16 protein-coding genes and 2 pseudogenes are annotated in these 23061 nt (G+C 73.4%); 8 read left to right on the top strand and 10 right to left on the bottom strand.

Features of this window, described 5'->3' with window-relative positions; all coding sequences use genetic code 11:
• Positions 1-8: 8 nt before the first annotated feature.
• The 3 genes from HOY81_RS17260 to HOY81_RS17270 all read right to left on the bottom strand — a co-directional run bounded on the left by HOY81_RS17260 (position 9) and on the right by HOY81_RS17270 (position 2414).
• Positions 9-350 carry an STAS domain-containing protein gene (locus HOY81_RS17260; RefSeq protein ID WP_237321326.1) on the bottom strand — a complete coding sequence of 114 codons (342 nt, stop codon included), beginning with the start codon at positions 348-350 and terminating at the stop codon, positions 9-11.
• Positions 351-617: 267 nt separating this feature from the next.
• On the bottom strand, positions 618-926 hold the full coding sequence (locus tag HOY81_RS17265; RefSeq protein WP_237321327.1) for a hypothetical protein: 309 nt from the start codon (positions 924-926) through the stop codon (positions 618-620).
• Between the two features lie 861 nt (positions 927-1787).
• Complete coding sequence (locus HOY81_RS17270; protein ID WP_237321328.1) at positions 1788-2414, bottom strand: TetR/AcrR family transcriptional regulator; 627 nt, start codon at positions 2412-2414, stop codon at positions 1788-1790.
• Between the two features lie 70 nt (positions 2415-2484).
• On the opposite strand from HOY81_RS17270, the gene HOY81_RS17275 reads away from it, so the two are divergent.
• Complete coding sequence (locus tag HOY81_RS17275; protein ID WP_237321329.1) at positions 2485-3477, top strand: saccharopine dehydrogenase; 993 nt, start codon at positions 2485-2487, stop codon at positions 3475-3477.
• Positions 3474-4943 (top strand): methyltransferase domain-containing protein, encoded by a 1470-nt coding sequence (locus HOY81_RS17280; protein WP_237321330.1) that lies wholly within the window; start codon positions 3474-3476, stop codon positions 4941-4943. The genes HOY81_RS17275 and HOY81_RS17280 overlap by 4 nt, the downstream gene beginning before the upstream one ends.
• A 610-nt stretch (positions 4944-5553) precedes the next feature.
• Here HOY81_RS17280 and HOY81_RS17285 read toward each other — a convergent pair.
• Positions 5554-6597 (bottom strand): DMT family transporter, encoded by a 1044-nt coding sequence (locus HOY81_RS17285; RefSeq protein ID WP_237321331.1) that lies wholly within the window; start codon positions 6595-6597, stop codon positions 5554-5556.
• A gap of 179 nt (positions 6598-6776) precedes the next feature.
• On the opposite strand from HOY81_RS17285, the pseudogene HOY81_RS17290 reads away from it, so the two are divergent.
• Both HOY81_RS17290 and HOY81_RS17295 read left to right on the top strand, forming a co-directional pair.
• Positions 6777-7682: pseudogene (locus HOY81_RS17290) on the top strand (LysR family transcriptional regulator); the annotation flags it as partial.
• Positions 7683-8594: 912 nt separating this feature from the next.
• Positions 8595-8771 (top strand): hypothetical protein, encoded by a 177-nt coding sequence (locus tag HOY81_RS17295; protein WP_237321332.1) that lies wholly within the window; start codon positions 8595-8597, stop codon positions 8769-8771.
• 489 nt (positions 8772-9260) lie between these two features.
• Here HOY81_RS17295 and HOY81_RS17300 read toward each other — a convergent pair whose 3' ends face one another.
• A complete protein-coding gene (locus HOY81_RS17300; RefSeq protein ID WP_237321333.1) occupies positions 9261-9644 on the bottom strand; it encodes a DoxX family protein in 384 nt (127 codons plus the stop codon).
• 188 nt (positions 9645-9832) lie between these two features.
• Between HOY81_RS17300 and HOY81_RS17305 the strand changes: the two are divergent.
• Positions 9833-10302 (top strand): annotated as a pseudogene (locus HOY81_RS17305) (carboxymuconolactone decarboxylase family protein).
• Positions 10303-11057: 755 nt separating this feature from the next.
• Here the strand turns inward: HOY81_RS17305 and HOY81_RS17310 are convergent.
• Together HOY81_RS17310 and HOY81_RS17315 are read right to left on the bottom strand one after the other, a co-directional pair.
• Positions 11058-12131, bottom strand: a complete 1074-nt coding sequence (locus HOY81_RS17310) for an NAD(P)-dependent oxidoreductase (RefSeq protein WP_237321334.1) — start codon at positions 12129-12131, stop codon at positions 11058-11060.
• Positions 12128-12952, bottom strand: a complete 825-nt coding sequence (locus HOY81_RS17315; protein ID WP_237321335.1) for an SDR family oxidoreductase — start codon at positions 12950-12952, stop codon at positions 12128-12130. Before HOY81_RS17315 ends, HOY81_RS17310 begins: the two co-directional genes overlap by 4 nt.
• Positions 12953-13005: 53 nt before the next feature.
• On the opposite strand from HOY81_RS17315, the gene HOY81_RS17320 reads away from it, so the two are divergent.
• The 3 genes from HOY81_RS17320 (at position 13006) to HOY81_RS17325 (ending at position 16216) form a co-directional block, all read left to right on the top strand.
• The gene (locus HOY81_RS17320) at positions 13006-13605 is read left to right on the top strand and encodes a TetR/AcrR family transcriptional regulator (protein ID WP_237321336.1); all 600 of its coding nucleotides are present in this window, start codon (positions 13006-13008) and stop codon (positions 13603-13605) included.
• A gap of 1447 nt (positions 13606-15052) precedes the next feature.
• A complete protein-coding gene (locus HOY81_RS27450) occupies positions 15053-15175 on the top strand; it encodes a hypothetical protein (protein ID WP_272892937.1) in 123 nt (40 codons plus the stop codon).
• Positions 15176-16066: 891 nt separating this feature from the next.
• A complete protein-coding gene (locus HOY81_RS17325; RefSeq protein ID WP_237321337.1) occupies positions 16067-16216 on the top strand; it encodes a hypothetical protein in 150 nt (49 codons plus the stop codon).
• A gap of 223 nt (positions 16217-16439) precedes the next feature.
• Here the strand turns inward: HOY81_RS17325 and HOY81_RS17330 are convergent, their stop codons facing one another.
• The 3 genes from HOY81_RS17330 to HOY81_RS17340 form a co-directional block, all read right to left on the bottom strand.
• Complete coding sequence (locus tag HOY81_RS17330) at positions 16440-17381, bottom strand: hypothetical protein (protein WP_237321338.1); 942 nt, start codon at positions 17379-17381, stop codon at positions 16440-16442.
• 1003 nt (positions 17382-18384) lie between these two features.
• Entirely contained in the window at positions 18385-18807 is a 423-nt protein-coding gene (locus HOY81_RS17335; RefSeq protein WP_237321339.1) for a VOC family protein, read from the bottom strand.
• Positions 18808-20012: 1205 nt separating this feature from the next.
• On the bottom strand, positions 20013-22619 hold the full coding sequence (locus HOY81_RS17340; protein ID WP_237321340.1) for a DEAD/DEAH box helicase: 2607 nt from the start codon (positions 22617-22619) through the stop codon (positions 20013-20015).
• Positions 22620-23061: the final 442 nt, after the last annotated feature.

The raw sequence follows: 23061 nt of genomic DNA on the forward strand, positions 1-23061 counted from the left end.
CGGGGCCGTCACTCCTCGATCACCGCCACCGCGTCGAGACCGGCGTGCCGCAGGGTCCGCTGCACCGGCCGCCGGGCGCCGCGGAGGAGGAGCGTCACGGTTTCGGGGCGCTGGGTGGCGGCCCGCAGGAGCGCGTAGGCGCATGCGAGGTCGATGCGGGTGACGGCACTCAGGTCCACCGTCCATTCCCCGGCCTCGCTCAGCGGCGGCACGGTGAGGCGCTCCTCCAGTTCCCGCAGAGCGCCGGCCCCGACGTCGCCCGCCAGGACCAGGACGGCCCGCCGCTCGCCGGTCGCGGTGACCGCCACGACCGGTCCGCCCGGCGGGGTGGGGAGGGGTGCGGCTGCCATGGCGACCTCCTGCACAGCCGGCGACGTCGCGTCTCCTTCCATGGTCCCCCGGGCACCGGGTCTCCTGCGCGGCGAGGACGGCGGGCCGGCGGCCGCCCGGCCCGGCGTGGGCCCCGGGGGCGCAGCAGGCCCGTGAGCAGACGCATGCGGTCCGCGCCGGCCTGAGCCGGTGCGGACCGCATACGGTGGCGGTGCATGTGCGGTGGAGATACACCAGCAGCGTATTCACCGTTTCCACGCAGCGAGTGGAATGTCAATGCGGAATGTTCACCCGCGGCGTATCCGCGCGGCGATGCCGTGCCCGACGAAGAGAGAGACGACGGCGGGCAGACCGTAGTTGAGGGCCAGGCGCACATGGGGGTTTTCCATGGTGAAGATGTCCTGGGACCAGCCGGCGAGCCAGGAGGCCGTCTCCCGGACGAACTGGACGAACGCATTACCCTGATTGGCGTCGAGCAGCGAGAGAACGATCCAGAGGCCCAGCAGCGCTGCGGCGACGTCGGCGACGGTGTGCACCACCAGGGCCGTCCGCCTCGACGGCGGCTCTTCCCGGGGCTCGCTGTACCTGGGGTTCACGGGGGCGGGGTGACTCATCACGGGTTCCTCTCTCGTGGGGGGACGGGTCGTGTGGCAGGACGCTCACGGCGGCGTACACCGCACTCCTGCACACGGATTCCACCGGGCTCCACCGTGTTTTCGGGCGGCCCCGTGCCCGGCTCACACGGCACTCTGCGGAATGCGCGCCGGAGGCGTTACGTGCGCGACGGCGAACCCCTGACGGGAAATATCACGGCTGTTCCACACGAGAGTCACAGGAACGCGTGACGGATTCCGTTCCCCATGGCGCAGAAAGAAATGCGGGCCCTTGCGGAGGACCGCAGAACCCCGAAGGAGGTCTCCGGGGGTGCACCACCGAGGGCACCCTTCCGCCGCTCCGCCGCGCTGCGCGCCGGAGCCCTCCCCAGGGGCTCCGGCCGGGTCCGGACCGCGGCCGGCCGGTCTCCCGTTCCCTGACACGAGAGGAATCACCCCACCATGGCATCCGACCCCGGCACCGGAGCACCCATCTACGACAGCCTCGTCGACGAGCACGGCGACGTCGCCGCCGAGGCACGTCACGCCGCCGCAGAAGTGCAGCGTTCGGCCCAGCAGGCGCTGCACATCAGCGGCCGCCACCACCCTCAGCCGGAGGCAGGCCGCCCCCGGCCTCCGCAGCAACCGGCGCCGCCGCCCCCGGAACACGGGCAACCGCCGGCAGGGCCGGGCACGCCTGCCCCGGGACCCCAGTGGCCGTCCGGTTCTCCTGACGAGCCCGGATCCCGGCGGTCCTCCCACGGCGACTGGTTCGCCCCCGGCCGGGGATGAGCCGCGCGGTGTCCACGGCGCACGGAAGGAGCGGACGGCATGGAGCCGCCGGCCCGCCGGGGCCGGGGCCGGCTACGGAAGGAGCTGGCGGGTGAGGGCGTCGGCGGCCCACTGCTGCCAGCGGGCCGCCGGCCAGCCCTGAGCGGTGACCAGCAGACCGTAGGTCTCGGGGCCGAGCAGGGTCAGGGCGACATCGGCGGCGGAGGCGGCGTCGTGGCCGTCGCGCAGCCCGCCGCCGGTCTTCCGGACGAGGGCTTCGGCGAAGCGGAGCTGGACGGTGTGCCGCTGCCGCTGGTTGGTACGCCACAGCTCGGCCATGTCCGGATCGGCGCCGGCGGCCCCCCGGACGACCTCCAGCACTGGGGCGGCGCGCTCCAGGACGGCGCGGGCGCCGGCGGCCTGGCGGGTGAGCTGGACCGCCGGTTCGGGTTCGGCGACGACGGCGCGCGCCCAGGGGCGGTCGAGGGTGGCGACCGGGTCGGCGTCGCCGGCGATGACGGTGTCCAGCACCTCGGTCAGCACCGCCCGTTTGGTGCCGAAGGTGAAGTAGACCGTCTGCACGCCCACCCCGGCGGTGCGGGCGATGTCCTCCACGGTGGTGCCCTTCCAGCCGCGCTCCGGGAACAGACGGGCCGCGGCCTCCAGCATGCGCTGCCGGGTCCGGCGGGTCTTCTCGGCGCGGGACAGGCGAGCGGTCACGGTGGCTCCCTCCGGGTTCTCCCTCGTCGGTCTTTGACTGTAGTCACACTACAGTGATATTCACTGGAGCATGACGACAACGAACGGCCGGGTCCTGGTCGTGGGCGGCCACGGGGCCGTCGGCTCGGCCGCGGCCGCCGCGCTGGACCGCTGGTTCCCCGGCCGGGTCCTGACCGCCGGCCGGAGCCGCGGCGTCCGTGTGGACGTCACCGACACCGACCGCTTCCGGCGGGTGCTGACGGACCTGGGCGACGTCCGGGCGGTCGTGCTGTGCGTCCAGCCACCGGACGCCGGGCCGGCCAGGGCATGCCTGGAACGCGGCACGTGCCTCGTCGACGTCAACGCCGACCCAGCCCTGCTGGCGGACGTGTCCCGGCTGGACGACCTGGCAGCCACCACCGGCACCCCGGCGGTGCTCAGCGCCGGGGTCGCTCCGGGCCTGACGAACCTCCTCGCCCGCCGGGCGCACGACGCCGTCGGCGGTGCCGAACGCCTGGAGCTGACCGTCCTGCTGGGCGCGGGTGAGCGGCACGGCGCCGACGCGGTGCGCTGGACCGTCGACGCGCTGGCCGCTCCCCACGGCACCGCCTGCCCGCGCCGCCTCCCGCTGCCGGGCCACGGCCGCCGGAAGGCCCACCCGTTCCCCTTCCCGGACCAGTACACCCTGCCCGGCACGCTCGGCGTGCCGGAGGTCACCACCCGGCTGTGCCTGGACTCCCGCGCCGCCACCGGCCTCCTGTTCGCCCTACGCCCCGCCGTCCGCCGCCCGGCGCTGCGGCGGGCGGCGACGTCCGTGCTGCGGCGGACCCACGTCGGTGGCGACGCGTTCGCCGTCCGCGCCGACGCCCGGCGCGGTAGCCGGCACGCCGCCTACGCCCTCACCGGCCGCGGACAGAGCCGGATCAGCGGCCTGGTCGCGGCCCACGCCACGCGCCTGGCGCTGGCCGGCAGCCTGCCCGCCGGTGTCCGGCACATCGAGGAGCTGCCGCAACTGGCCGACCTGCCCGAACGACTGGCCGTGCACGGCGTCACCCTCCACGCCTTCCGCGGGGGCGAGGAATGAGCGCCGCCTGGTCCGGTGGCGAGGGAGCCGACTACGCCGCCGCCGGCGCCGCCTGGTCCCACGCCGCGCAGGACGTGACCGCCGCCGCCCTCGCCCGGCACCGGCGGTCCGGGGGACCGCGGCCCCGGGTGCTGGACGTCGGCACCGGCACCGGCCCCGCCGCCCTGGCCGCCGCCGCGGCCGGAGCGGACACCGTGGGTCTCGACCTCGAACAGGGCATGCTGCGCCTCGCCGCCGACCGTGCCCGGCAGCAGGACCGCCGCCTCCCGGGCGCGGTGCGGTTCCTCGCCGCGAACGCCCTCGCGCTGCCGTTCCGGGCCGGGACGTTCGATGTCGTCCTGCCCACCTTCGGTGTGATGTTCGCTCCCGACCCCGCCCGCGCAGCGGCCGAACTGGTCCGGGTCACCCGCCCCGGTGGCGTGCTCGCCGTCGCCTCCTGGACTCCCGACGGCGTCATGGGCCGTATCGCCCCCACCGTCACCCGCCACCTCGACCACCCGCCCACCGCTGCGCCGCCCACCCGCTGGGGAGACCCGGCCCACCTGGCCGCATGGTTCGGCCCGCTCCCCGCCACCCACCACACCCGCACCGCCCACGTCGACGTCCGCTACCCCTCCGTCTTCCCCACGCCGTCCGCGTCTTCGAGAACAAACCGGGCCCGCTGCGCACCCACCGCTCCGCGCTGGAGGCCACCGGACGCTGGCAGCAGGCCCGCGCCGGGCTGGCCGCGCTGCTCACCTTCCGCAGCGAAGCCACCGACGGCACCCTCCACCTCCGCGCCCCCTGTCTCCTGCTCACCGCCCGCCGCGACTGACCACCCCCCCCCGGATCCGCTCACCCGAAGGGGGGACGCTTGGGGGCGTGCCTGTGGGCAGGAGACGACCATGAGGCGCGAACAGCACGTTGCCCGAGCGTTTGTGGGCCTGGTGGACACGGTGTCCGAGGAGTTCGACCCGCTTCTCCTCTTCGGCCGTCTTGCCAGGGCCTGTGTGGAACTGCTGGATGCCGAGGCCGCCGGAGTGATATTGGCCGACGCGCGCGGCTACCTGCGGACCGTGGCGGCGTCCCAGGACGGACCTGACTTCCTGGAGCTGCAGCGGCTGAGACTCGGCCCCGGCCCGTGCCAGGAGGCCTGCCGCACCCGGCACGCGCTGAGCCTGCCCGACCTCGCCCGGGAGGGGGAGCGCTGGCCCGGGCTGGGGCCCGCCGCAGAGGGCGCCGGGTTCCGAGCGCTGTACGTCGTCCCCCTCACTGTGCGTCACCGGGGGATCGGTGCGGTCAGTCTGCTCCGTACCCGGGCCGGTCACCTCCCCGAGCCGCACCAGGTGCTGGCCCAGGCGCTGGCGGATACCGCGGCGACGTCCCTGGCGCGGTGGTCCCGCCGGCCGGCCACCGCTCAGGACCTCGTCTGCCGCGTCCAGTCACGCCTCATGGCCGGGACGGCGCTGGAGACCGCCCACGGCTGACCGCCGGAGCCCCTACGCCACGCCCGCGGCTGCCACGACCGTACCGCCCCCGCGTCGCACCAGGCCGGTCTCCGGGCCGCTGGCCGGGCACCGTGTCCTGGTCCTCGGTGGCCCGCACGCGCAGGCCGCCGCACTGCGCTTTGCGCCGCACCGCCGGAGGCGGCCCGTGGCGCGTGGACACGGCGCTGGACACCCACCGGCGTGTGGCCAGGGGCCGCCTTACCTCCCAGCAGAGCACCATCCGGCCCCGAGCGGCCGGCCGAAGCCCGGCCGTCCCCCCGGCCCCGCCGCATGGCCGGTGGCCGAGCTCGCCGGCTGCGCGAAGCCGCCGCTCGCGAGGCGAACGGTGAGCCGGGTCGGGGGGAAGCCGCAGCCCGTACCGGGCCATTCCCCGTGCTGTCAGGCGCACCCGGTCGCCCGACCGGGTGCGCCTGACAGCCGGTGCCCGCCCGCCGAGCCGGCGCCGCGCCGGAGGGCGGCATCCCCGCCCGTACCGGGGCCCCGCCCCGGGAAAACCCGCAGCCCGTACCGGTCCGGGTGCAGCCCGCAGAGTCCTGCTGGCGCGAGCCTCCACCGATCCCGGGGTGGTTCGGTTGTCGGCCGGAGGTTGTCATGTCTGTTCCGGGGCTGGGTGCCGGGTGGCCCCGTCCCTTGTGGCCGTGTTGGACGTGGCCGGCTTCGCGGGGCCGGTTTTCGGTGGCGCCGTTTGCCTGGTGGGCGTGGACGGGCTCTCCACCGTCTGTTCGCCGGCGGGTGTCGTGGTGGTGGCGGGTGCCGGGTGCCGCCGCGTCATCGCGACTGCTGTGAGGATGACGGCCATGCCCAGCACGACGCGGACGTTCAGGCTCTCGCCCAGGAGGACCGTGCCGAGGAGAACGGAGGTCACGGGCAGCAGGTAGCCGACCGCGGCGGCGTTGGTGGCGCCTTCGTCGTTGATGACCCGGTAGGTGAGGTGGAAGGTGGCCGCGGTGCACAGCAGGCCGAGCACGACGGCCGCGCTCAGGGCCGCCGGGCCGGGATCGATCGGCTCCAGGCCGCCGGCCGGCATTGCGAGGGCGGTCAGGGCACTCGCGGCGATGAGCTGAGCGGCGGACAGCGAGATCGTGGGTGTGCCCTGGCCGGCCAGGGCGCGTTGCATGTAGGTGAACGCGACGGCGTAGCTGGTGGCTGCGCCGAGGATGGCCAGGGCGCCCCAGCCGGTGGCCCCGGCCGACTGCCAAGGGGCGAGGATGACGAGTGTGCCGGCGAAGCCGAGCAGGAGGCCCGCGAGGCGGGCCGGGCGCAGGCCGCGCTCTGTGCCGAGGACGAGATTGATGGCGAGCGCCCACAGCGGGGTGGTCGCGTTCAGGACTCCGGCGAGGCCGGAGCCGACGGTCTGCTGGCCCAGGCTGAACAACGCGAACGGAAGCGCGTTGCAGAAGAAGGCCGCGACGACGATGCGGCGCCAGACGGTGACGCTCCGGGGCAGGTGCCGCCCCGTCGCGTGGCAGGCGACGGTCAGGGCGAGTGCGCCGAGGACGCAGCGGACGAACGTGACCTGGAGCGGGGAGAACCCGCGCAACGCCAGCTCGGTCCACAGGAAGGTCGAGCCCCACAGCAGGGCCAGTACGGCCACCCGCAATCCGCCCCGCAGACTCCGTGTACCGCCGTTCACGATGCTCTCCTCGATTCACCTCGGCACGCGCCGGCCCAGGCACGCGGTCCGGTGAGCGGCAGGTGGTCCCTTCCGCCCCGGCACGGCGGCCCGCTCCGCCCCGGGCCCTCAGAAGGGTGCCCCGCCCAAACATTTGAGGACAAGCAAATACTCCTACCAGGTCCGTTAAGCTCTGCTGCATGCTGGATGTGAGGCGACTGCAGGTCCTGCGCGCGGTGGTCACCAGCGGCACCGTCACCGCCGCCGCTGCCCACCTCGGCTACACACCGTCCGCCGTCAGCCAGCAGGTGGCGGCGCTGGAGAAACAGGCCGGTACCGCTCTCCTCGAACGGGTCGGCCGCGGCGTGCGGCCCACCGCGGCCGGGCTGCTGCTCACCGAACACGCCGCTCTGATCAGCGCAGCGGTCGCCCGCGCGGAAACCGCTCTCGCCGACCTCCGCGCCGGACGCACCGGCAGCTTGTCGGTCCGTTACTTCGCCACGGCGGGCTCCACATTGGTGGCTCCCGCCCTGGCCCGGTTCCGGGCCGCACACCCCGGTGTGCGCGTCGACCTGGAACTCGCCGATCCCGGGGACCCGTCCTGGGAGGCGGTGCAGGACCGGGCCGATCTGGCCGTGGTCGTCCAGGCGCGTGACCGCGTCGGCGACGGCTTCCGCCTCGTCGGTCTTCTCAAGGACCCTTACGCCGCCGTACTGCCCCTCGGGCACCCGCTCGCGGGTGAAGAGGTCATCGACCTGAACGAACTGTCCGGAGAGCAGTGGGTCGGCAGTGAGCCGCCCGGACCCTGCCTGGAACCGGTGACCGACGCTTGTGCGGCGGCCGGCTTCAGCCCTGACGTCGTCATCCAAAGCGAGGACTACGCCACTGCGCAGGGCTTCGTCGCCGCCGGTCTCGGAGTCGGTCTGATGCCGAGGCTGGGGCTGCGCAGCCGGCACCCCGGCGTCGTCGTACGCCCGGTCCGCAACCCCGAACCGGTACGGCTCATCGCGGCGGCCGTGCGGGAGACCGCCCTTCAGCAGCCGGCTGCGCGCGGCCTGCTGGAGGCGCTGCGCGAGGCGGCCGCGGGTGACCTGCCCGGGGGCCCGGGGCGGCCTGAGCCAGGCCCGGACGTGCCCGGGCTCCGGACGGGCGGCAGGCCCGGCCGGGGGCCACACGCCACTGCGGCACGGGCCGGCGAGGACGGCGAGTACGGTCGCCGGGGGCACCGTGCTGGTGGGGGCTTTCCCGGTCGTGCCGCCGGGTGCCGCCCGGCCCGGGCGGGGGCCGTCAGGCGTGCGGCCCCGGCCGGGGGCGCTGCCCACGCGGCCGCGGCGCCGGACGGAGTGTGCCGGGGCCACCGCGGCGGAGGGTGCCCACCAGGCCGGCCGTGCGCTGCAGAAACGGCGGCCAGCCGGGACCGTGGTGGCCAGATTCCCGCGGTGACTCCGGTAGCGGCCTCGCGCCAGGTGGGCGGCTTGGCAGGCGGTTGCGTGCGGGAGATGCACGGGCCGCTCGGGCAGGACGGAGGGTCCGTCCCGTCCTTGCGGGGCCCGATGGTGCGGAATGAGGCCGTTGATCCTGTCAACCTCCCGGGGGGCGCCGGGGCGTCCGTAGCCGCACTTGGTTCCGGTGCGCGGCGGCCTTGAGGAGGCAGGAACAGTCGTGGCGCTCCCTGTGGGCGCACACCCGGCGTGTGCCGTGCCGCTTCCTCGCAGTGCATCGAACGCGCCTGGTCACCGTCGACCCCGGCGGACACGAGTTCGACGACTACCCTCTGCAGGGCGTCGCCGGCAACCCGCCGTATCTGACTGCGCAGCGACTACGGGCAGGTCCTCTTCCTCACCCGCATCGCCGGCACTCCCGGCCCTGGCTCCGGCGGTAATCCTTCCGCACCGGCGCACAGCCCGGTGCAACGGGCACGCGCCGTCTATGGCGCCGTCGACGCAGTGGGCACCGGCACCGGCGGCAGCGGTGCTTTCTGGAGCGAGAAGACCCGCAAGGGCACTGACCGTGTCCCCTTGCAGTATCCCTTCGGCGCTCCGCCGGTCGTGACCGCCACCGTGACCGGGGCCGGTTGGAGGGTCAACGACAACGTCCACGTTGCCGCCGTCGCCACCGACCATGCCGGCTTCCAAACCGGCGACCAGTTCGGCCAGCTCGACGACTGCCCCGTCCCCTTCCACGCCCTCGGCTGACCGCCACCGGCCCCGCATTTCGCCATCGGGCCTGGGCCGCTTGGGCCACCGGCCCGGCCTGGCCCGCCACCCGCCCGGGTGTGGTGCTTGGGCCGGAGCTCGCCGACAGCCGCCGGATGCCTCGCCCCGGGTACAGGGCCGGCGGTGTGGGCGGCGCAAGCGGGGGGCCTGTATTGCGGTGCAGGCGCCCCCTGCCGCGCTCCCCGGCTGCGCGCCTCCCGTTTTGGCGCGGGGGCCGGCGGGCAGGCCCCGGGTTGTGGCGCGAGCGCTCCGGGTTGCCGGGCGTGGTGCCGGCCGCCGGGCCGGGGCGGTCGGCACAGGCGGCCGGGGCGGCCCGGTCCTCGACAGAGCGTCTGGCCATCGGTTACGACACGTCGGTGTCGTCCGGGTGCGGCTGGGCCGGCTGCGGATGGCATGCGCTTCTCCCGGTTTCCCGGTTTCCCGGTCTTCCGGTTTTGCGGCCCGGTGGCTGGGCCGTCTGGTATGGAGTCAGCCGGTGAAGGACTGGGGGCCGAAGCGGCCCCATGCGACGAAGACGGCCAGGGTGAGATAGACCAGGTCGGGGGCGGTCGTCGCGCTCTCGCCACGGCGGAGCCGCATGGTCACCGCACCGGTGAACAGCAGCACCAGGCCCGTGGCGGCCAGCGGCACCAGGACCGGCGCGATGTCGAGCACGGCGGGGGCCACCAGGCCCAGCGCGGCCAGGAGTTCCGCGGCACCGAGGGCCTTGAGTGCGCCGGGGCTGAAGTCCTCCACCCACCGGGCGGAGGTGCCCATGCCGGCCATCGTCTCCCGGGGCACGAACATCTTGGCACTCCCGAGCAGACAGACGGCGGCCAGCAGCCCGGCGGCGATCCACAGCGCGAGGTTCATCATCAGCTCCTTGATCTGGGTACGCCCGCATCCCTGGGACGAGACAGCGGCCCGGCCTGTGACGCCATCACTCCCGGGCGGCGGGGAGAGGTGGGTCACACCCGCCGTCGTGTCACCAAACGCGGGGCTGTCTCGTCCCGGGGTGGCGGTGGCCACCGAGGCCACCGGGGCCGGGGGAGGAACCCGTCATGGACGCGCGACTGGACTACCTGGCCCAGCCGGCCGCCGGCAGGATCCTCAGCCACTTCATGTCCGCCGGCAAGGAACTCAAGGACACGCCCCTGCCCGCCGCGACACAGGAGCTGGTGGCGCTGCGCGTGAGCCAGACAGGCGGCTGCGCCGCCTTCGGCCTGCACACCGAGGAGCCGCCGCGGCCGGCGAGAGCCCGGTGCGGCTGAACCTCGTCGCGGCGTGGCGGGAGGCCACGGTCTTCACCGGGGCCGAGCGTGCCGCACCGGAGCCGGCGGAGCAGGGGACCCGGGTCACCGACGCGGGTGACGGGGTCAGCGACGAGGTGTGGGCGCGGGCCGCCGCGCACTACGACGAGGAGCAACTCGCCGCCCTGGTGATACTGGTGGCCTTCATGAACACGGCGAACCGCCTGAACATCATCACCCGGCGGCCGGCGGGGGACTACGTGGCCGGGCAGGCCCACTGACCGGTGGTCCCGGCGAGGGCCTGGCCCGGCGGTGCCGCCGGGGTGAGATGCCGGGGGCGTCCCCCATCGGCTCATCCCCGCGGCGCTGCCCGGGCGCGCACGGCCCGGCCGCCTCCCGGGCGCCGGCCCAGGACCATCCTGCTCTGCGGGCCGCGAAGCGGCCGGTACCCGAAGAAGTGCGGCCCTCTCCGGGTCCTCACCGCAGAACGTCTTCACACGCCCCGGAGCCATTCCGGCATCCGGCCCTGCTGCGCGGCCCCCCTTCGGCGCGGACCCGCGGCGGGGCCGGGTGGGGGCCGGGCCGGGGGCGTGCCGGAGGTGGGAGGGACGGTCTGCCGCCCCTTTCGGGACTTTCCTGGGCGGAAAGGGGGGGGCGGAGGTTGTCGCCGAGATCGGCCAGGGAGTTGAAAGGCGAGCCCCAGCTCGTTGTGCTCCGGGAATTCCAGTGTTGCTGAGAGATGGATGTCCGGTAGGTCGGTGAGGTTCACCTGGGCGGGGGCGTTGTGGTCACGAGTGGTGTTTCCAGCCGGTCTGGAGAGCCTTGTGATCAACGGTCATGGCGCCGGTGTTGCCGGTGCTGTCGCAGATGTCACGCTGCTTTGCCGGTCGCTGTTCGCTTCAGCGGGTGTTCTTTCTCGCTGCGGATGCGGGCGTGCGCTTTGCGCTGGTGGCGAGGTGACGGCGGTGGGTTCGAGCGCCTCGGTGCGTTGCCCGGTGTGGATTGTGTGTATGAGGGGGTCTTTTCTGCCGGTGGTTCAGGTCTGTGGGGCCAGGCGGGGCCACGGGTGGCCGTGGGCCTTGCCGGCGGCGAGTGATGCGCGTACGGCGGTGCGCCAGTGTTTGCGGGGTGTGTAGCCGAGAGTGCGGGTGGCGTGATCGTTGCGGCAGTTCCAGTTCTCGGAGACGTGGACCAGGGAGCGGGTCAGGAACGGTGCCGGTCCGGGCAGGACGGGGTGCAACGTCTCCATCAGCCAGGCGAAGGCGTAGCCGGCGGTGTACGGAACGCTGAACGCCGGCCGGGGGCTTCCGGTCTCGTCGGCGATGAACTCGATCACCTCGCGGGCGGTGGGCACGGTCGGGCCGACGATGTTGAACGATTCGTAGTCGTCGAGGTGCTCGGCGGTGGCGGCCAGGGCGAACGCCTCGCCGAGGTCGGTGTCGGCGACCAGCGGCAGCCGGGCGCGGCCACCGGCGAGCCAGGGCACCAGCCGGGTGCGCAGCCGGGGTACCAGGGCGGGCACCATGCCGAGGGCGTTGCCGGCGCCGGCGAAGTGGCCGAGGCGCATGGTGACCATCTGGGTGCCGCGGCCGCTGTGGCGGCGCATGTGCGCGTCGAGGTCGATCAGCAGGTCCAGGTGGGGCCAGAAGCCGGTGCGGCGGGTGGGTGCGAAGTCGTCGACGGGCTGGTCGCCGGTGGGCCGGGCGGCGACGGCGACGGTGCTGGTCTGGATGAAACGGTGTACGCCGCTGCTGATCGCCCGGTCGAGGAGGTCGCGGGTGGGTTGGAAGAACTCCCGGCGCTCCTGCTCGGCGTGGCCCCAGAAGGCGCCCCAGGTGCCGGCGTGGCAGATCACGTCGATGCCGTCGACCACGGCCGCCCGGTAGTCGGCGTCGCGCAGGTCACCGGCGCGCACTTCACCGGTCATCCCTGCTGGTAGGCGTTCGGGGCGGCGGCAGGCGGCGACGAGGTCGACGTCGGCCCGGGTGGCGAGCGCGGTGATGATGGCGCGGCCGAGGAAGCCGGTGGCGCCGGTCACCAGCACGCGTCTGCGGTGCGGCGGGACCGGCAGGGCGTCGCTGCCGTCTGCCCCCTCGGCACGTGCGTTCATGCGGCCGGGCCCGTCGGCCGGGCCTGGGCCTCGCGTGCTGCGTGGACCCGGGCCGCCTTCTCCATCAGCCGACCGTTCAGCCGGACGGACATCCGGCGGGGGATCGCTTTGAGCAGCGCGGAGATCACCGGCCCGGGAATGATCACCGGCCGGCCGGCCCGGAGCGCGCGCAGGGCTCGGCGCACCGCCAGGGCAGGGGGCTGCAGCGGGCCGGGCAGGTCCTTACGGTCCAGGCCGATCGCGTCGACGATCGGGGTGTCGACGTTGGCCGGGACGAGCACGGTGACGTGCACCCCCGCCGGCGCCAGCTCCTCGTGCAGCGCCTCACCGAGGTGCAGGACGTAGGCTTTCGCCGCGCCGATGTGCGCCATCCACGGCATGCCGTGGCGTCCACCGCTGGCCGAGGTCAGCACGATGCCGCCCCGGCCCCGCGCGACCATGCGGGGCCCGAGGGCACGGGTGAGCACCATAGGGGTGCTCGCGTGCAGCGTGAACGCCCGCTGCAGGTCGACGGGGTCGGTGTCGAGGAATGCCCCGGGCCGGGCGCTGCCGGCGTTGGACACCAGCAGGCCCACGTCAAGGTCGGCGACAGCCTCGACGACGGCGGAGGCCCCGGCGGGCAGGGACAGGTCGGTCACCACCACCCGATGGGAGACGCCGTGTTCGGCGGACAGCCGCCGGCCCAGCTCGTGGAGCAGGTCACCGCGGCGGGCGACGAGCACGACGTGCAGGCCCTGCGCGGCGAGGTGCTCGGCGAACGCGCGCCCGATCCCGGAGGAGGCGCCGGTGACGAGGGCCCACGGCCCATAATGCTGAATCATGGTTTGGACGCTAGTACAAACGCCGGTCCATGCCAAGTGGTAGCGTGGAACCCATGAGAACGCCACCCCCGGACCTGACCGACCGGCTCTTGAACGCCAGCGCGGAGCTGCTACGCACAGAAGACCCTCCGCAGCTGACCGAGGCCGCCCGGCTGGTGGGAGTGGCCCGGGCGACCCTCTACTACTACTTCGCCGGGCGGGAGGACCTCCTGGCGTTCATCCTGGCCGCACACGTACGCGAAGGCGGGCAGCTCATGGCGGCTGCCGACGACGAAGCACTGCCCGCCCCCGACCGGCTGCGCGCCGTACTCACCGCGATGTGCAGCTACCTGGGCACCCGCCCCTTCGTGTGCACCGGTCTACTCACCGCCGCCGGCGCGGGCGGGCGCATGCACGAGGTGCTCGCCGCCAACGACGCTGTCATCGGCGCGCACCTACGCCGGATACTCCAGGAAGGCCTGAACGCCGGCACACTCGGCGACACCCCCCAGCCCAGCCTCGACGCCACCGACATCGCCGACGCCGCCAACGCCGCCATGGGAGCCATCCTGCTCGCCGTACTCGGACGAGCAGCAGCCACGCTCAACACCACCGAGCCCGACTTCGCCACGAAGGCCGCAGCACGCGTCGTGGACGGACTACGCGCACGCTGAACAGCACAACTCGACGACAAACTCCCGCCCGAGGCGGCCGCACCGGCCGGCTACGGCATGGTCAAAGACGCCGCGACCGGCGCGCGGCCGGTCGGCGGCACGGAGACCGGCCGCGCGCAGGACGGACGGCGCTCGGCCAGCCCCCCGGCCCGCCGCGCCGTCGACGAATCTCCTTCCCGAGGCCGGCGAGCGGGCGGACGGGCACCGGGACCCGCTCGCGCCCTGACCGCGAGCGTGGGACGGATCTCCCCTGCTGCCCAAAGAGATTGCAGCACCGCCCGGGAGCCCGGCGCTGCACGCGCCGCGCCGCCCTTCAGCCCGAAGGCCCGCCCGACCCACGGACCCGCTGTGCGACTGGAGCCGGTCACCCGCGCCCGCCGGCATCGAGGTGCAGGATCCGGCCGAACTCGCCGACGCACACAGCCCCCTGACCGCAGCCCACACGCCGGCCACAGCCGGGGACGCGGGCGCCGAGGCGTCGGCGGCGGTCGTGAACCGCCTGGTGGCCACCGCGCCGGCCGCTCGGACCACGGACGTGCCCGCGGCCCCGGCCGCACTCGGCGGACCCGTCCTGACAGGCCTTCCACCTCAACGCGGCTGCGGCGGCCACCCCCCTGCCCGGCCCCAGCCTTTCCCACGCCGTCGCCCCCGCCCTCCGACTGCACCACCCCACGCCCGCCACACCGCAGGCGAGCCGGTGAAGGCAGCAGGCAAGGTGCGGAACGAAGAGGCGGTGCGCCGCTTCGCCCGGCGACGCCCTGCTCGAGCTACACGCGGAGGCCTGGCGCCGGCCTGCCGGGACTGCGGACCTCGGCGAGGAGACTGCACGGCACCCCGGCCCACCGCAGCCCGCCGCCCTCATCCGCCCCACCGAACACTCAGCAAGCGGGCAGGAGAGGGACGGCCCGCCGCCGACAGAACCCGTACGCGCCCCGGGCTGCCTGCCCGACTACGCCGCCTGCCCGGCCCGCACCGCCGGCACCATGCCCGAGGACGTCCTCAGCCTCCTCGACGCCACCCTGGCCGCGGGCGCCGCCAAGCCGCCATCGGCACCCGCCTGCCCGCCCCGCACCACCACGCCCCCGACTTCCCGCCGCCCACCCCGACGTACTCCCTCACCCCCGGCTGCCCCTCACCGACCCGCTGCTACTCGCCGCGCCGGACCGGCCCGCCGCTACTCGCCGCGCTGCGGCCCGGCGTCGGCGGCCCGGTCGAGCACCTGGCGCACCCCCTGACCGCCGACCCCTACGCCCTGGGCCACCCGGCCCCAGCTCCTCGCCGGCATCGCGGCCGGCCCAGGCCGCCCGGCCGCCGTCTCCTGGCCCCTCACAATCCTGGCCTGGCGCCTGGACCCGGCCCGGGGAGACATGACCGCTGGCTGCCTGCGCTTCACGCCCACCGCGCTGCGGCCGGCCGGGAGCCCCGCACCTCGGAAGGGATACCTCTCATGTCTGCTTCTCGTGTGAGCCGTCTGGCGGCCACCGTGTTCGTCCTGGCGGCCGTGGCCCTGACCGGTCCCACTGCCGGTACGGCCGCCGCCGTGCCCTCGGAGAAGTGCCCGGAAGGGTAGGTGTGCTTCTGGTCCGGGGGAGAACTACACCGGAACCATGAGGGTCTACAACAACCCCCGACGCCACCACTGCGACCCGGTCGAAGGCGGCCCCGCGCGCTCTGTGTGCAACAACGACGACGAGTCCTGAAGCTTCTCCCACGACACCAGCTGCCGCGCCTGGGCCTCCACCCTCGCCCCCGGCGAGGCGAACACCCGGGACCGCGTCTTCAGCTGGCAGGGACCCCCCGCCACACACCCCTGCACAGAGCCGGGCAGCCGAAGCGCACCGCTGCCCGGCGCAAGGACCTGCGCCCGCCCCGCACCCCGCCCCCCGGGCATGCGGGGCGGGCCCCCCGCCCGGTCCCCGCCGCCCGGCGCGGACCGGGCTCACGCGCGAGACCCCCCTCGCGAGGGCTGCCCGGCCCTGGCCCACCCTCGTGCGGCCCGCGCCGCTCCCGGCCCGCCACGCCCTGTTCGCGGCCGCCGCGGCCGTCGCTGCACGGGGACGCCGCCGGCCGGGCCCTGGACGCGTCCAACGGGGCGCTGATCGACCTCGTCCGCGACATCGGCACCGGCCACGCCGACGCCTACGGCGCCGCGGACCGCATCCGCTCGTGGCGCCTGCCGTAACCGAGGCCCGTGCAGGCGGGCGACCACCTACGGGGTCATCCGCTGGCCACCCCTTCTCCGCCCTTGGCCGGTGCCGCAGACGCGGCCGCGGCTCGGTGCAGGTCAGACGGAAACGGCCTCAGGCGGTATCGCGGCTCCCGGCGTCGTTCGCTGGGCCGGCCGGGGCGTGAGGGACCAGAACCGGGACAGGCACCGGGGAGGTGCACAACGTCAGCGAGGATGTGATCGCCCAGGAGGCGGCCCGGATCGGGAACGCGAAGCTGGACGAGGTTCATCAGCGTGCAGCAGGCGCACGGTGTGGTGCCGGCCAGTCACACCAGGAACCTGGAGAAGCTCTCCGACGACGTGAAGGAGCTCAAGGCCGGCGTAGCCGGGACGCAGACCGGTATCGCGGAGATCAGGGCGCTGCTGCAGGCCCGGCCGGCGTGACGGTCCGGGGCACAGGTGGTGCCCCGGGGCCGTCACGGCCGGCGTAGCCGTGCAGCTGTTCACCAGGGGCGGGCGCCCCTGGTGGTCCCGCCCCACTGCTCTTTCCCGCTCCCGCCGGCTGAGAGCCCAAGGCGCTCCGCCGCTGCGGACCACCGTTGCGGCAGTTGTGGGAAGAGGCTCTGCGCTGCACAGCAGGTGCCGCCAGGGGCCGGGGCCTGGCGCTTCACCCACGTCGGTACCGGGCCGCCATCGTGTGGAACACCTTCTTCGGTTCCCAGCGGGTCTCGTCGAGCATCCGGACAACGCCGTAGGAGCCAAGATCCTGCTCCCCGGGCCTGCTGTAACCGGCGAAGGTGAACCAGAGCGCGGTGTCCACGCCTTCCTCCTCGAAGATGTCCAGCAGTTCGGTGAAGTAGCGCACCTGCTCTTCCTCGTCCGGTACCGCGCCATGCGGCACCTGCCAGGCCATGCCGCCGCGCTCTCCCGCGCCCCGGTATGCACAGGTTCCGTACTCGGTCACCGCGACGGGCTTGCCGTGGGCGAGATGCCCACGCAACTCGTCCCGGAAGCCGCCGGCGTTGTAGGCGGCCCGGTAGGCATCGATGCCGACGAGGTCGAATGGACGCCAGTCGACGAACTCCCAGGGACCGGAGGCGTACGTGATGCGCCCGCCGAAGTGCGTGCGGACGGTCACGGCGACCTGGGCGAGGAAGTCGTTGAGGCGCCCCTGAACCGGACCGAGGGAGGACCACCATTCCCTGTCGGCGGCAGCCATGGCCCGCAGGCGGTCGCCGTAGGTCCCGCCCGGGAGGAAACCGCCACAGAACGCGCTGATCTCGCAGCCGGCAACGAACACCACCTCGGCGCCGGCCTCCCGTACGGCATCGGCCCGACGGGCGCAGTCGGCGAAGAACGGGAGCAACCCACCGGCAGGAAGATCCACGGGAAACGGGGCGAACCAGACCTCAAGGCCAACGGCCGCAGCGTGCCGCGCCGCGATACTCAACCGCTCAGGCTCGCGCCCGGAGACACGAACGGCGTCACAGCCCAGATCCCCGGAAAGCACCGCCATGTCGCGCTGGACCATCTCAGGGAGGAAGCTCTTGCGGGAGAGTTCCTCTCCGGGAAGGAACCCCGTGTCGTAGTTGATACCCCGTGCACGCACGTCAGTGTCCCTTCACCTCACCATTGCCGTGTTCCAGCAAGTCAAAGACGTGGTCGGTGTCCTTGGCCAGAGGGAAACGGCTACCGAAGGTGCCGGCGATTCTGGAAGACCCAGGAACGTACCTGACAGACGCCTCGCTCTCCAGGTCGTACCGGACGAAGCAGACCGGTCCGGCGGAGGAGCCGGGGCGGATCTCGCAAGGGCGGATCAGACGGACGACGGCGTTGCGGACGGCGTAAGGCCCTGGTCAACGCCGGCGAGATGGACATCGCCCACACCGACGAAGCCCGGCTGACCACCCCGGGCCCAGCGCGCCGCCCGTCGTGGCCGGGCTGCTCTCCCGCTGAACCAGCACCCCGCCCCGGCACCCCGCCCCTGCACCTGGACGCCTCAAGGCGGAGCGCGGCAGCTGGCCGCAGCCCCCTGCTCTCACCCCCGCACACGAAGGTGCACCATCGCCTGCGGCCGGTCACCGCCGGGCCCCCATCACCGCCTCTCACCTCTCCCACCCCCCTCCATGGACGAGAGCGGGCCGCACCTGCAGCGGTCACCTGACCCGCCACGCCCCGCCGGGACCGGGCCGGTGCCCGCCGCCGCTCCTGCCCGAGCCCAGCGACCGCCCGCCCCGCCTTCTGGCTGCTCAGGAACACCCCCAGACCGGACGTCCCCCATGTGACAAACCGAGAGCCATCGCCTTGGGGGAGTGCGGTGCCGGCCTGGTGATCCAGCGATCACTGGCCGATTCCGCCCCGGGGCGTCCCCCGCCCAGGCCTTCGCGGCCCGCCTCGGCAGGCCGGTGAGCGCAGCGGCGCCGCGCAGCCGGCGACCGTGTCCGCCCGGTTGGGCGCCCCTCCCAGGACGCGGGCTGACCACCCCATGTGCCGGAGGTGGCCGCCGTCAGGACGCGCTGTACGCCACCCGCAGCAGCACCAGTTCCCGCTGGTGCTCCGGCAGGTGCCCCAGGGCCCCGCCGACAGGGGCTTGGGGCCTCCCTCCGGGCGGCCTACGCCGGTGCAGGGCCGCGGTAGGTGCCGAAGGTCCACAGGTTGCCCTCCGGATCCCGCACCGTGCACACATACGCCGTGGCACCCGACCCGAACCGGGCCTCATGCGGCGGTTCGAGAACGTCACCACCCGCGTCGACCACTCGCCGGTGCACCGCGTCCACCTTGTCGCTCACCACGTAGACCGCGCTGGTCCCCGCCCGCATCCCCCCGTGCACACCGTCCGTGTGCCGGGTCGAACCGAACACCAGCGCACCACCGCCAGGCCAGCGCAGCTCGGCGTGCCCGATCCCGCCATGCTCATCCGGCGCGGCGACCACCTCCGCGAAGCCCAGCACGTCCACCAGAAAGCGCAGCGCCGCCCTGGTGTCGTCGTAGTGCAGGACCGGCCATACCGAGGACACAGCGGCGTCGGGTGACATGCCGCTGATCGTAGGCCCGTAAGCCGCAGCGCCCCAACAGCCCCAAGGCCCCCGGCCGCCACCTGACAGGCCTCCCCCGCTGCCCCTCCGCCCGGGCGAGTCCGAGGCCGTGCTAGCGCCTCCCGTCGCCTTCGGCGACAGCCTGGCTCGCCTGAGGATGCCGGCACTCAGGTCGTGAGCGACCTCGCGCAGGCTTTCCGTGCTCGCGGCCGGTGGGATCTCAGCGGTGGACGCGAGGAAGCGCGGCGGGCGGCGAGCGTAGTCGGGGACAGCGGCGTGGCCGTAGCCGTCGGTGACCGCAGTGAAGTGAGGCTTCCCTGGTGGACGAACGACTATCGTGGTCACACCGAGGGCGCTGTCCGCTAGGAGCGATCGGCGCAGTTCGCTGGCCAGCCCGACGGCGTCGCAGGCCGCTGGTGCGAGGACGTCGCTGCGAACGGCGGGATCTTGACGTCCTCGCGCCGCCCGAAGGCTCGCCAGGAAAGGTTCGTGGCGAGGACGGCTGGTACCGCCGCCCCGGACCAAAACTCTGTGCGTTGACGCCCTTCCCACCTTCCAATGGCTGAAGACATTCTGGCTCGTTGAACCGCGTACATCCCCCCGATGTGAACAGCGGAGCCCTGGCTCTTCACCGGGGCCCCGCACCGCAACCACCCGGCGCCCCTCCACCCCGAGCCCGTCCAGGACGCCCTGCTGCTCCTCGGTCAAGCCCGAACGCCTGGAACGCACGAGATCCAGACGCCCAGCCGAACATCGTGCTCCTGGCCTTCGTACTCGACCCGGTCTGTGCGGGCCCTGGGCGGCCTCGCCCGGCCGGTACGTTCGCGGCACTGGCGCAGCGCCGCGATGGCGCGGTCGAACGCCGCCGCCCGCGCACCACCAGGGACTGCTCCGCGACTCTGTGCGGCCTCATGTGGCCTTGGCGCAGGACGTACACCCCAACCGCTCAGCCGCTCCTGCTGCGCTGCTGTGAGCTCGCTCCAGCGTTCTCCCTGGCGCTGGAGCCAGCGACCGATGTCTTCGCCGTCGACCCTCACTCCCGGCTGCAGCTCTCCAATGCCGCCGCGCCCACGAGGAAGACCCGCCCCCTGATGTAGGCGCGTTGCCTGTCCAGAACCCAGGGCACGTTGCAGTCCGGGTCGGTGCCGGCCAGCCGCGCCGCGCGCGGCCACCCGCCCCGGGTTCATGGGCGTCAGACGGGGAACTCATCGTGCCCAGTCGAGTCCGAGTTCGGCGAGGGCTTGACGTCGGGCGGGGGTGAGCCGGGCACGGCGTGCCTTCTGGTTACTCAGGAACACCCCCGGCCGGACGGTCACCGGTGTGCCGTCGGTTCCGGCGGGATGCAACATCTCCTCGTGCCCGCGGGGGACGGTCAGGTGCCCCTCGCGGGCGAGGTACTGCTTGCATGCTGCGAGGCCGCGTTCGAAGGCGTCCAGGCCCTCCAGGCCGGGGACGGGGGCCGGCTGCTTCCCGCGCTGCGTGCCGGTCCCGGTCTCCTCCGGAACTTGGATGCCGAGTTGTTCCAGCAGCTGGCGCTGTCCGGCTGCGAGCTGCGCCCACCCGACGGGGGTGGTCTGCCGGTGGAGCCAGGTGCCGACGTCGGTCCCGTGCACCCTCACCCCGGGCGGAACCTCCGGCACACCCTCCTCCTCCTGGAGGAGGTAGGCGAGGGCCGCGTAACGGCGCTGCCAGGAGACGGGCCATGCCGGGTTCCAGTAGGGGTCGATTTCGCGCAGTGCGGAATCCCTCTTCTCTGTCACGGCCATGACGCCTTTCCGGAGATTCTCCAGCCATTGCCCGACCGGGAATCCGTCGACCACGGCATCGCGCGGGGCCGCCAGGGTGCTGAATTCCTCGAAATACGCGCGGGCTGCGGTGAGACCGTTGGTAAAGCGTGCGTCGGCGACATCCCAGATCATGCCGAGTTCGTCCAGGAGCTGGTAGCGGTGCGGGCGCAGTGCCCCGCCGGCCAGGGCGCGCCGCTGCTCGCTGACCCACTGCCCGACCGGATACCCCTCGCGCTCGTCCAGGTCGACGGCGGCGCCGGTGGGCACGTTGGCGTCGCCATGCTGGTCGACCCACTGGCGCAGGGCTTCGTAGCCGGTGAGCCAGACCTCGCTGTCGGGCTGGATCACGCGGGTGCGCAGCCAGCGCGCGATGGCGGCCGGGTCGCGTGGCTGGGAGAACCGCAACAGCGGAACCCCCGTCACCGACTCTTCCCGCTCCTCCCGCTCCTGTTCGTCCTGCTGCTCCTGGTCGTGCTCTTGGTCGCGGTCGTCGGTCCTGCCGTCCTTCGTGTGGCCGGCCGCGGTGGGCTCCGGTGTGCCGGGGTCGAGCTCGAGGACGTTGCTCGGTTCCCCCGACGCGGTGGTGGTGGCGAGCATGAGCCGCTGGACGATCCGCTCGTCGTGGGCCCGCAGGCCTTGGAGAACCTGGACCAGCGGCCGGTAGGCGCCGGAGGTCATCATGGCGTCGGGCCGTTCTCCGGGGGCGAGGTAGACGGGAACGATGATGCGGGCGACCTTCCCCTCACCGGGCTCCTGGCGCAGGGCGCGGCCGAGGATCTGCACGATCTGCACCGGCGAGGAACGGGCATCAGCCAGGACGACACCGTCGACCCCGGCCTGTCCGCGAATGTCGACGCCTTCGGCGAGGACCTGACACGAGGCCAGGATCTGCGCGTCGGCGACCCACCCGTCTTCGGTAATGCCGCCCGCGAAGCGTCCCAGCACCTCCCGCCGATGCGTGGCGGGGTGCTCCCCGGAGAGCCAGTCGGCGCCGACCCGGGCCGGATACCGGGCCGAATCACCGGAGTGAAGCTCGGCGGCCGTGCCAGGCAGGGAACGGGCCATCGCCATCGCGGCCAGAGTCGTGGAGTGGAATGTCAGCAGGGACCGGCCGCTGACGCCGTCCAGGTGCGTGAGCAGCGCGGCCTGCAGCGCAGCCAGACGCCTCCCCTGCGCCTCCTCCACGCCCTCCACGTCCTCGTCCGGGCCCGGCGCCTGAGGATCCGTGATCTCCAGCACATCGATCTCCCACCGCGCCAGCAGCCCCCGCTCCACGGCCTCCATCAACCCCAGTTCGAACAGCACCCGCCCGTACAGCGCCTCGTCGTCCATCGACGCCACCAACCGACCCTCACCGCCGCTCGCCGGCGGGGCCTCCCACAACCGCGGCGTCGCCGTCATGAACAACCTGCGCACCGCCGGCACCCGCCCCTGACACAGCGCCGCCGCCCACGACTTCCCCAGATCACCCGACGTACGGTGCGCCTCGTCCACGATCAGGAGGTCGAAAACCGGCAGAGACGGGCCTGAGAAGCCCTCACCACGCACGGCACGCTCCAGCACCCCACGCCGCGCCGCAGCGTCCTCCCCAGCCTCTTCCCGGGCACTCTGCGGCACCAGGGAGGCGTACGTCGCCAGCACCACCACGGGCCCGCACCCGGCTGCCCAACGCGCCAGCTGCGCCGGGTCAGTGGTGCACTGCACGTCCAGCGCTTCCAGCAGCGGATCGTCCTCAAGGGAGCACACGGCGGCCATCCGGCCTCGGTGCCCGGCACGCCGCCACGCCTCCGCCGTCTGCGCCAGCAGATCCAGCGTCGGCACTAGCACGCCGCACCGGCCGTGCGGCACGAGCTGGTGCGCGGCGGCCGCGGCCGTGATGGTCTTGCCGGTGCCGGTTGCCATCACCACTGTGCCCCGCGCCTCCCCGTCGCCCACGTCGGAAAGCCCGCGCAGAATTGCCGCCACAGCCTCTTTCTGATGCGGCCGGAGGATGAATGACCCGGCGGAATCAGTGCCGTTGTTCACCGCGTGATTCTCCTTTACGAGCGGGGTCGTCTTGGGTGGCCGTCGAGGGGTGCCTACGAGGTTTCCCAAAGTCTACCCGTGATGCATCAACCCCCCGGGGGACACAATTACTGGTCAGATTGGCCCTCCGCCTCCCACCTGTCAACCCGTCAAGAGGGGGGCGGACAATATGTTTCCTCAAGCTCACTTCACGGTGACTGACTCCGGTCGTCACCCCCACTCCTAGCCCGCCCGTTTGCACCTTAGCAGCCCACTACCGCAGTTTGCCGACGTGTTTTCAGCCACCCCCCTGGGGCCGGGCTTTGTGAATTGCGGAGCAATTCACGCGCAATTCGCGGAGCGAATTGCAGGCAATCCCGAAGGGATTGCTCAAAAACATTGCGGAGCAATGTTTTTGACGCCGCGTAGCGGCGTGCGTCGTTCCTGCGGAGCAGGACGCGCG

Origin of the sequence: Streptomyces sp. JJ36 (genome assembly GCF_021696945.1) — a bacterium.
Lineage (GTDB): Bacteria > Actinomycetota > Actinomycetes > Streptomycetales > Streptomycetaceae > Streptomyces.

What these genes read in the sequence shown, in the direction of transcription:
- HOY81_RS17315 (WP_237321335.1), bottom strand. Translation starts at nt 12,952, where the DNA reads ATGATTCAGCATTATGGGCCGTGGGCCCTCGTCACCGGCGCCTCCTCC.
- HOY81_RS17280 (WP_237321330.1), top strand. Translation starts at nt 3,474, where the DNA reads ATGAGCGCCGCCTGGTCCGGTGGCGAGGGAGCCGACTACGCCGCCGCC.
- HOY81_RS17260 (WP_237321326.1), bottom strand. Translation starts at nt 350, where the DNA reads ATGGCAGCCGCACCCCTCCCCACCCCGCCGGGCGGACCGGTCGTGGCG.
- HOY81_RS17310 (WP_237321334.1), bottom strand. Translation starts at nt 12,131, where the DNA reads ATGAACGCACGTGCCGAGGGGGCAGACGGCAGCGACGCCCTGCCGGTC.
- HOY81_RS27450 (WP_272892937.1), top strand. Translation starts at nt 15,053, where the DNA reads ATGTCTGCTTCTCGTGTGAGCCGTCTGGCGGCCACCGTGTTCGTCCTG.
- HOY81_RS17320 (WP_237321336.1), top strand. Translation starts at nt 13,006, where the DNA reads ATGAGAACGCCACCCCCGGACCTGACCGACCGGCTCTTGAACGCCAGC.
- HOY81_RS17275 (WP_237321329.1), top strand. Translation starts at nt 2,485, where the DNA reads ATGACGACAACGAACGGCCGGGTCCTGGTCGTGGGCGGCCACGGGGCC.
- HOY81_RS17300 (WP_237321333.1), bottom strand. Translation starts at nt 9,644, where the DNA reads ATGAACCTCGCGCTGTGGATCGCCGCCGGGCTGCTGGCCGCCGTCTGT.
- HOY81_RS17335 (WP_237321339.1), bottom strand. Translation starts at nt 18,807, where the DNA reads ATGTCACCCGACGCCGCTGTGTCCTCGGTATGGCCGGTCCTGCACTAC.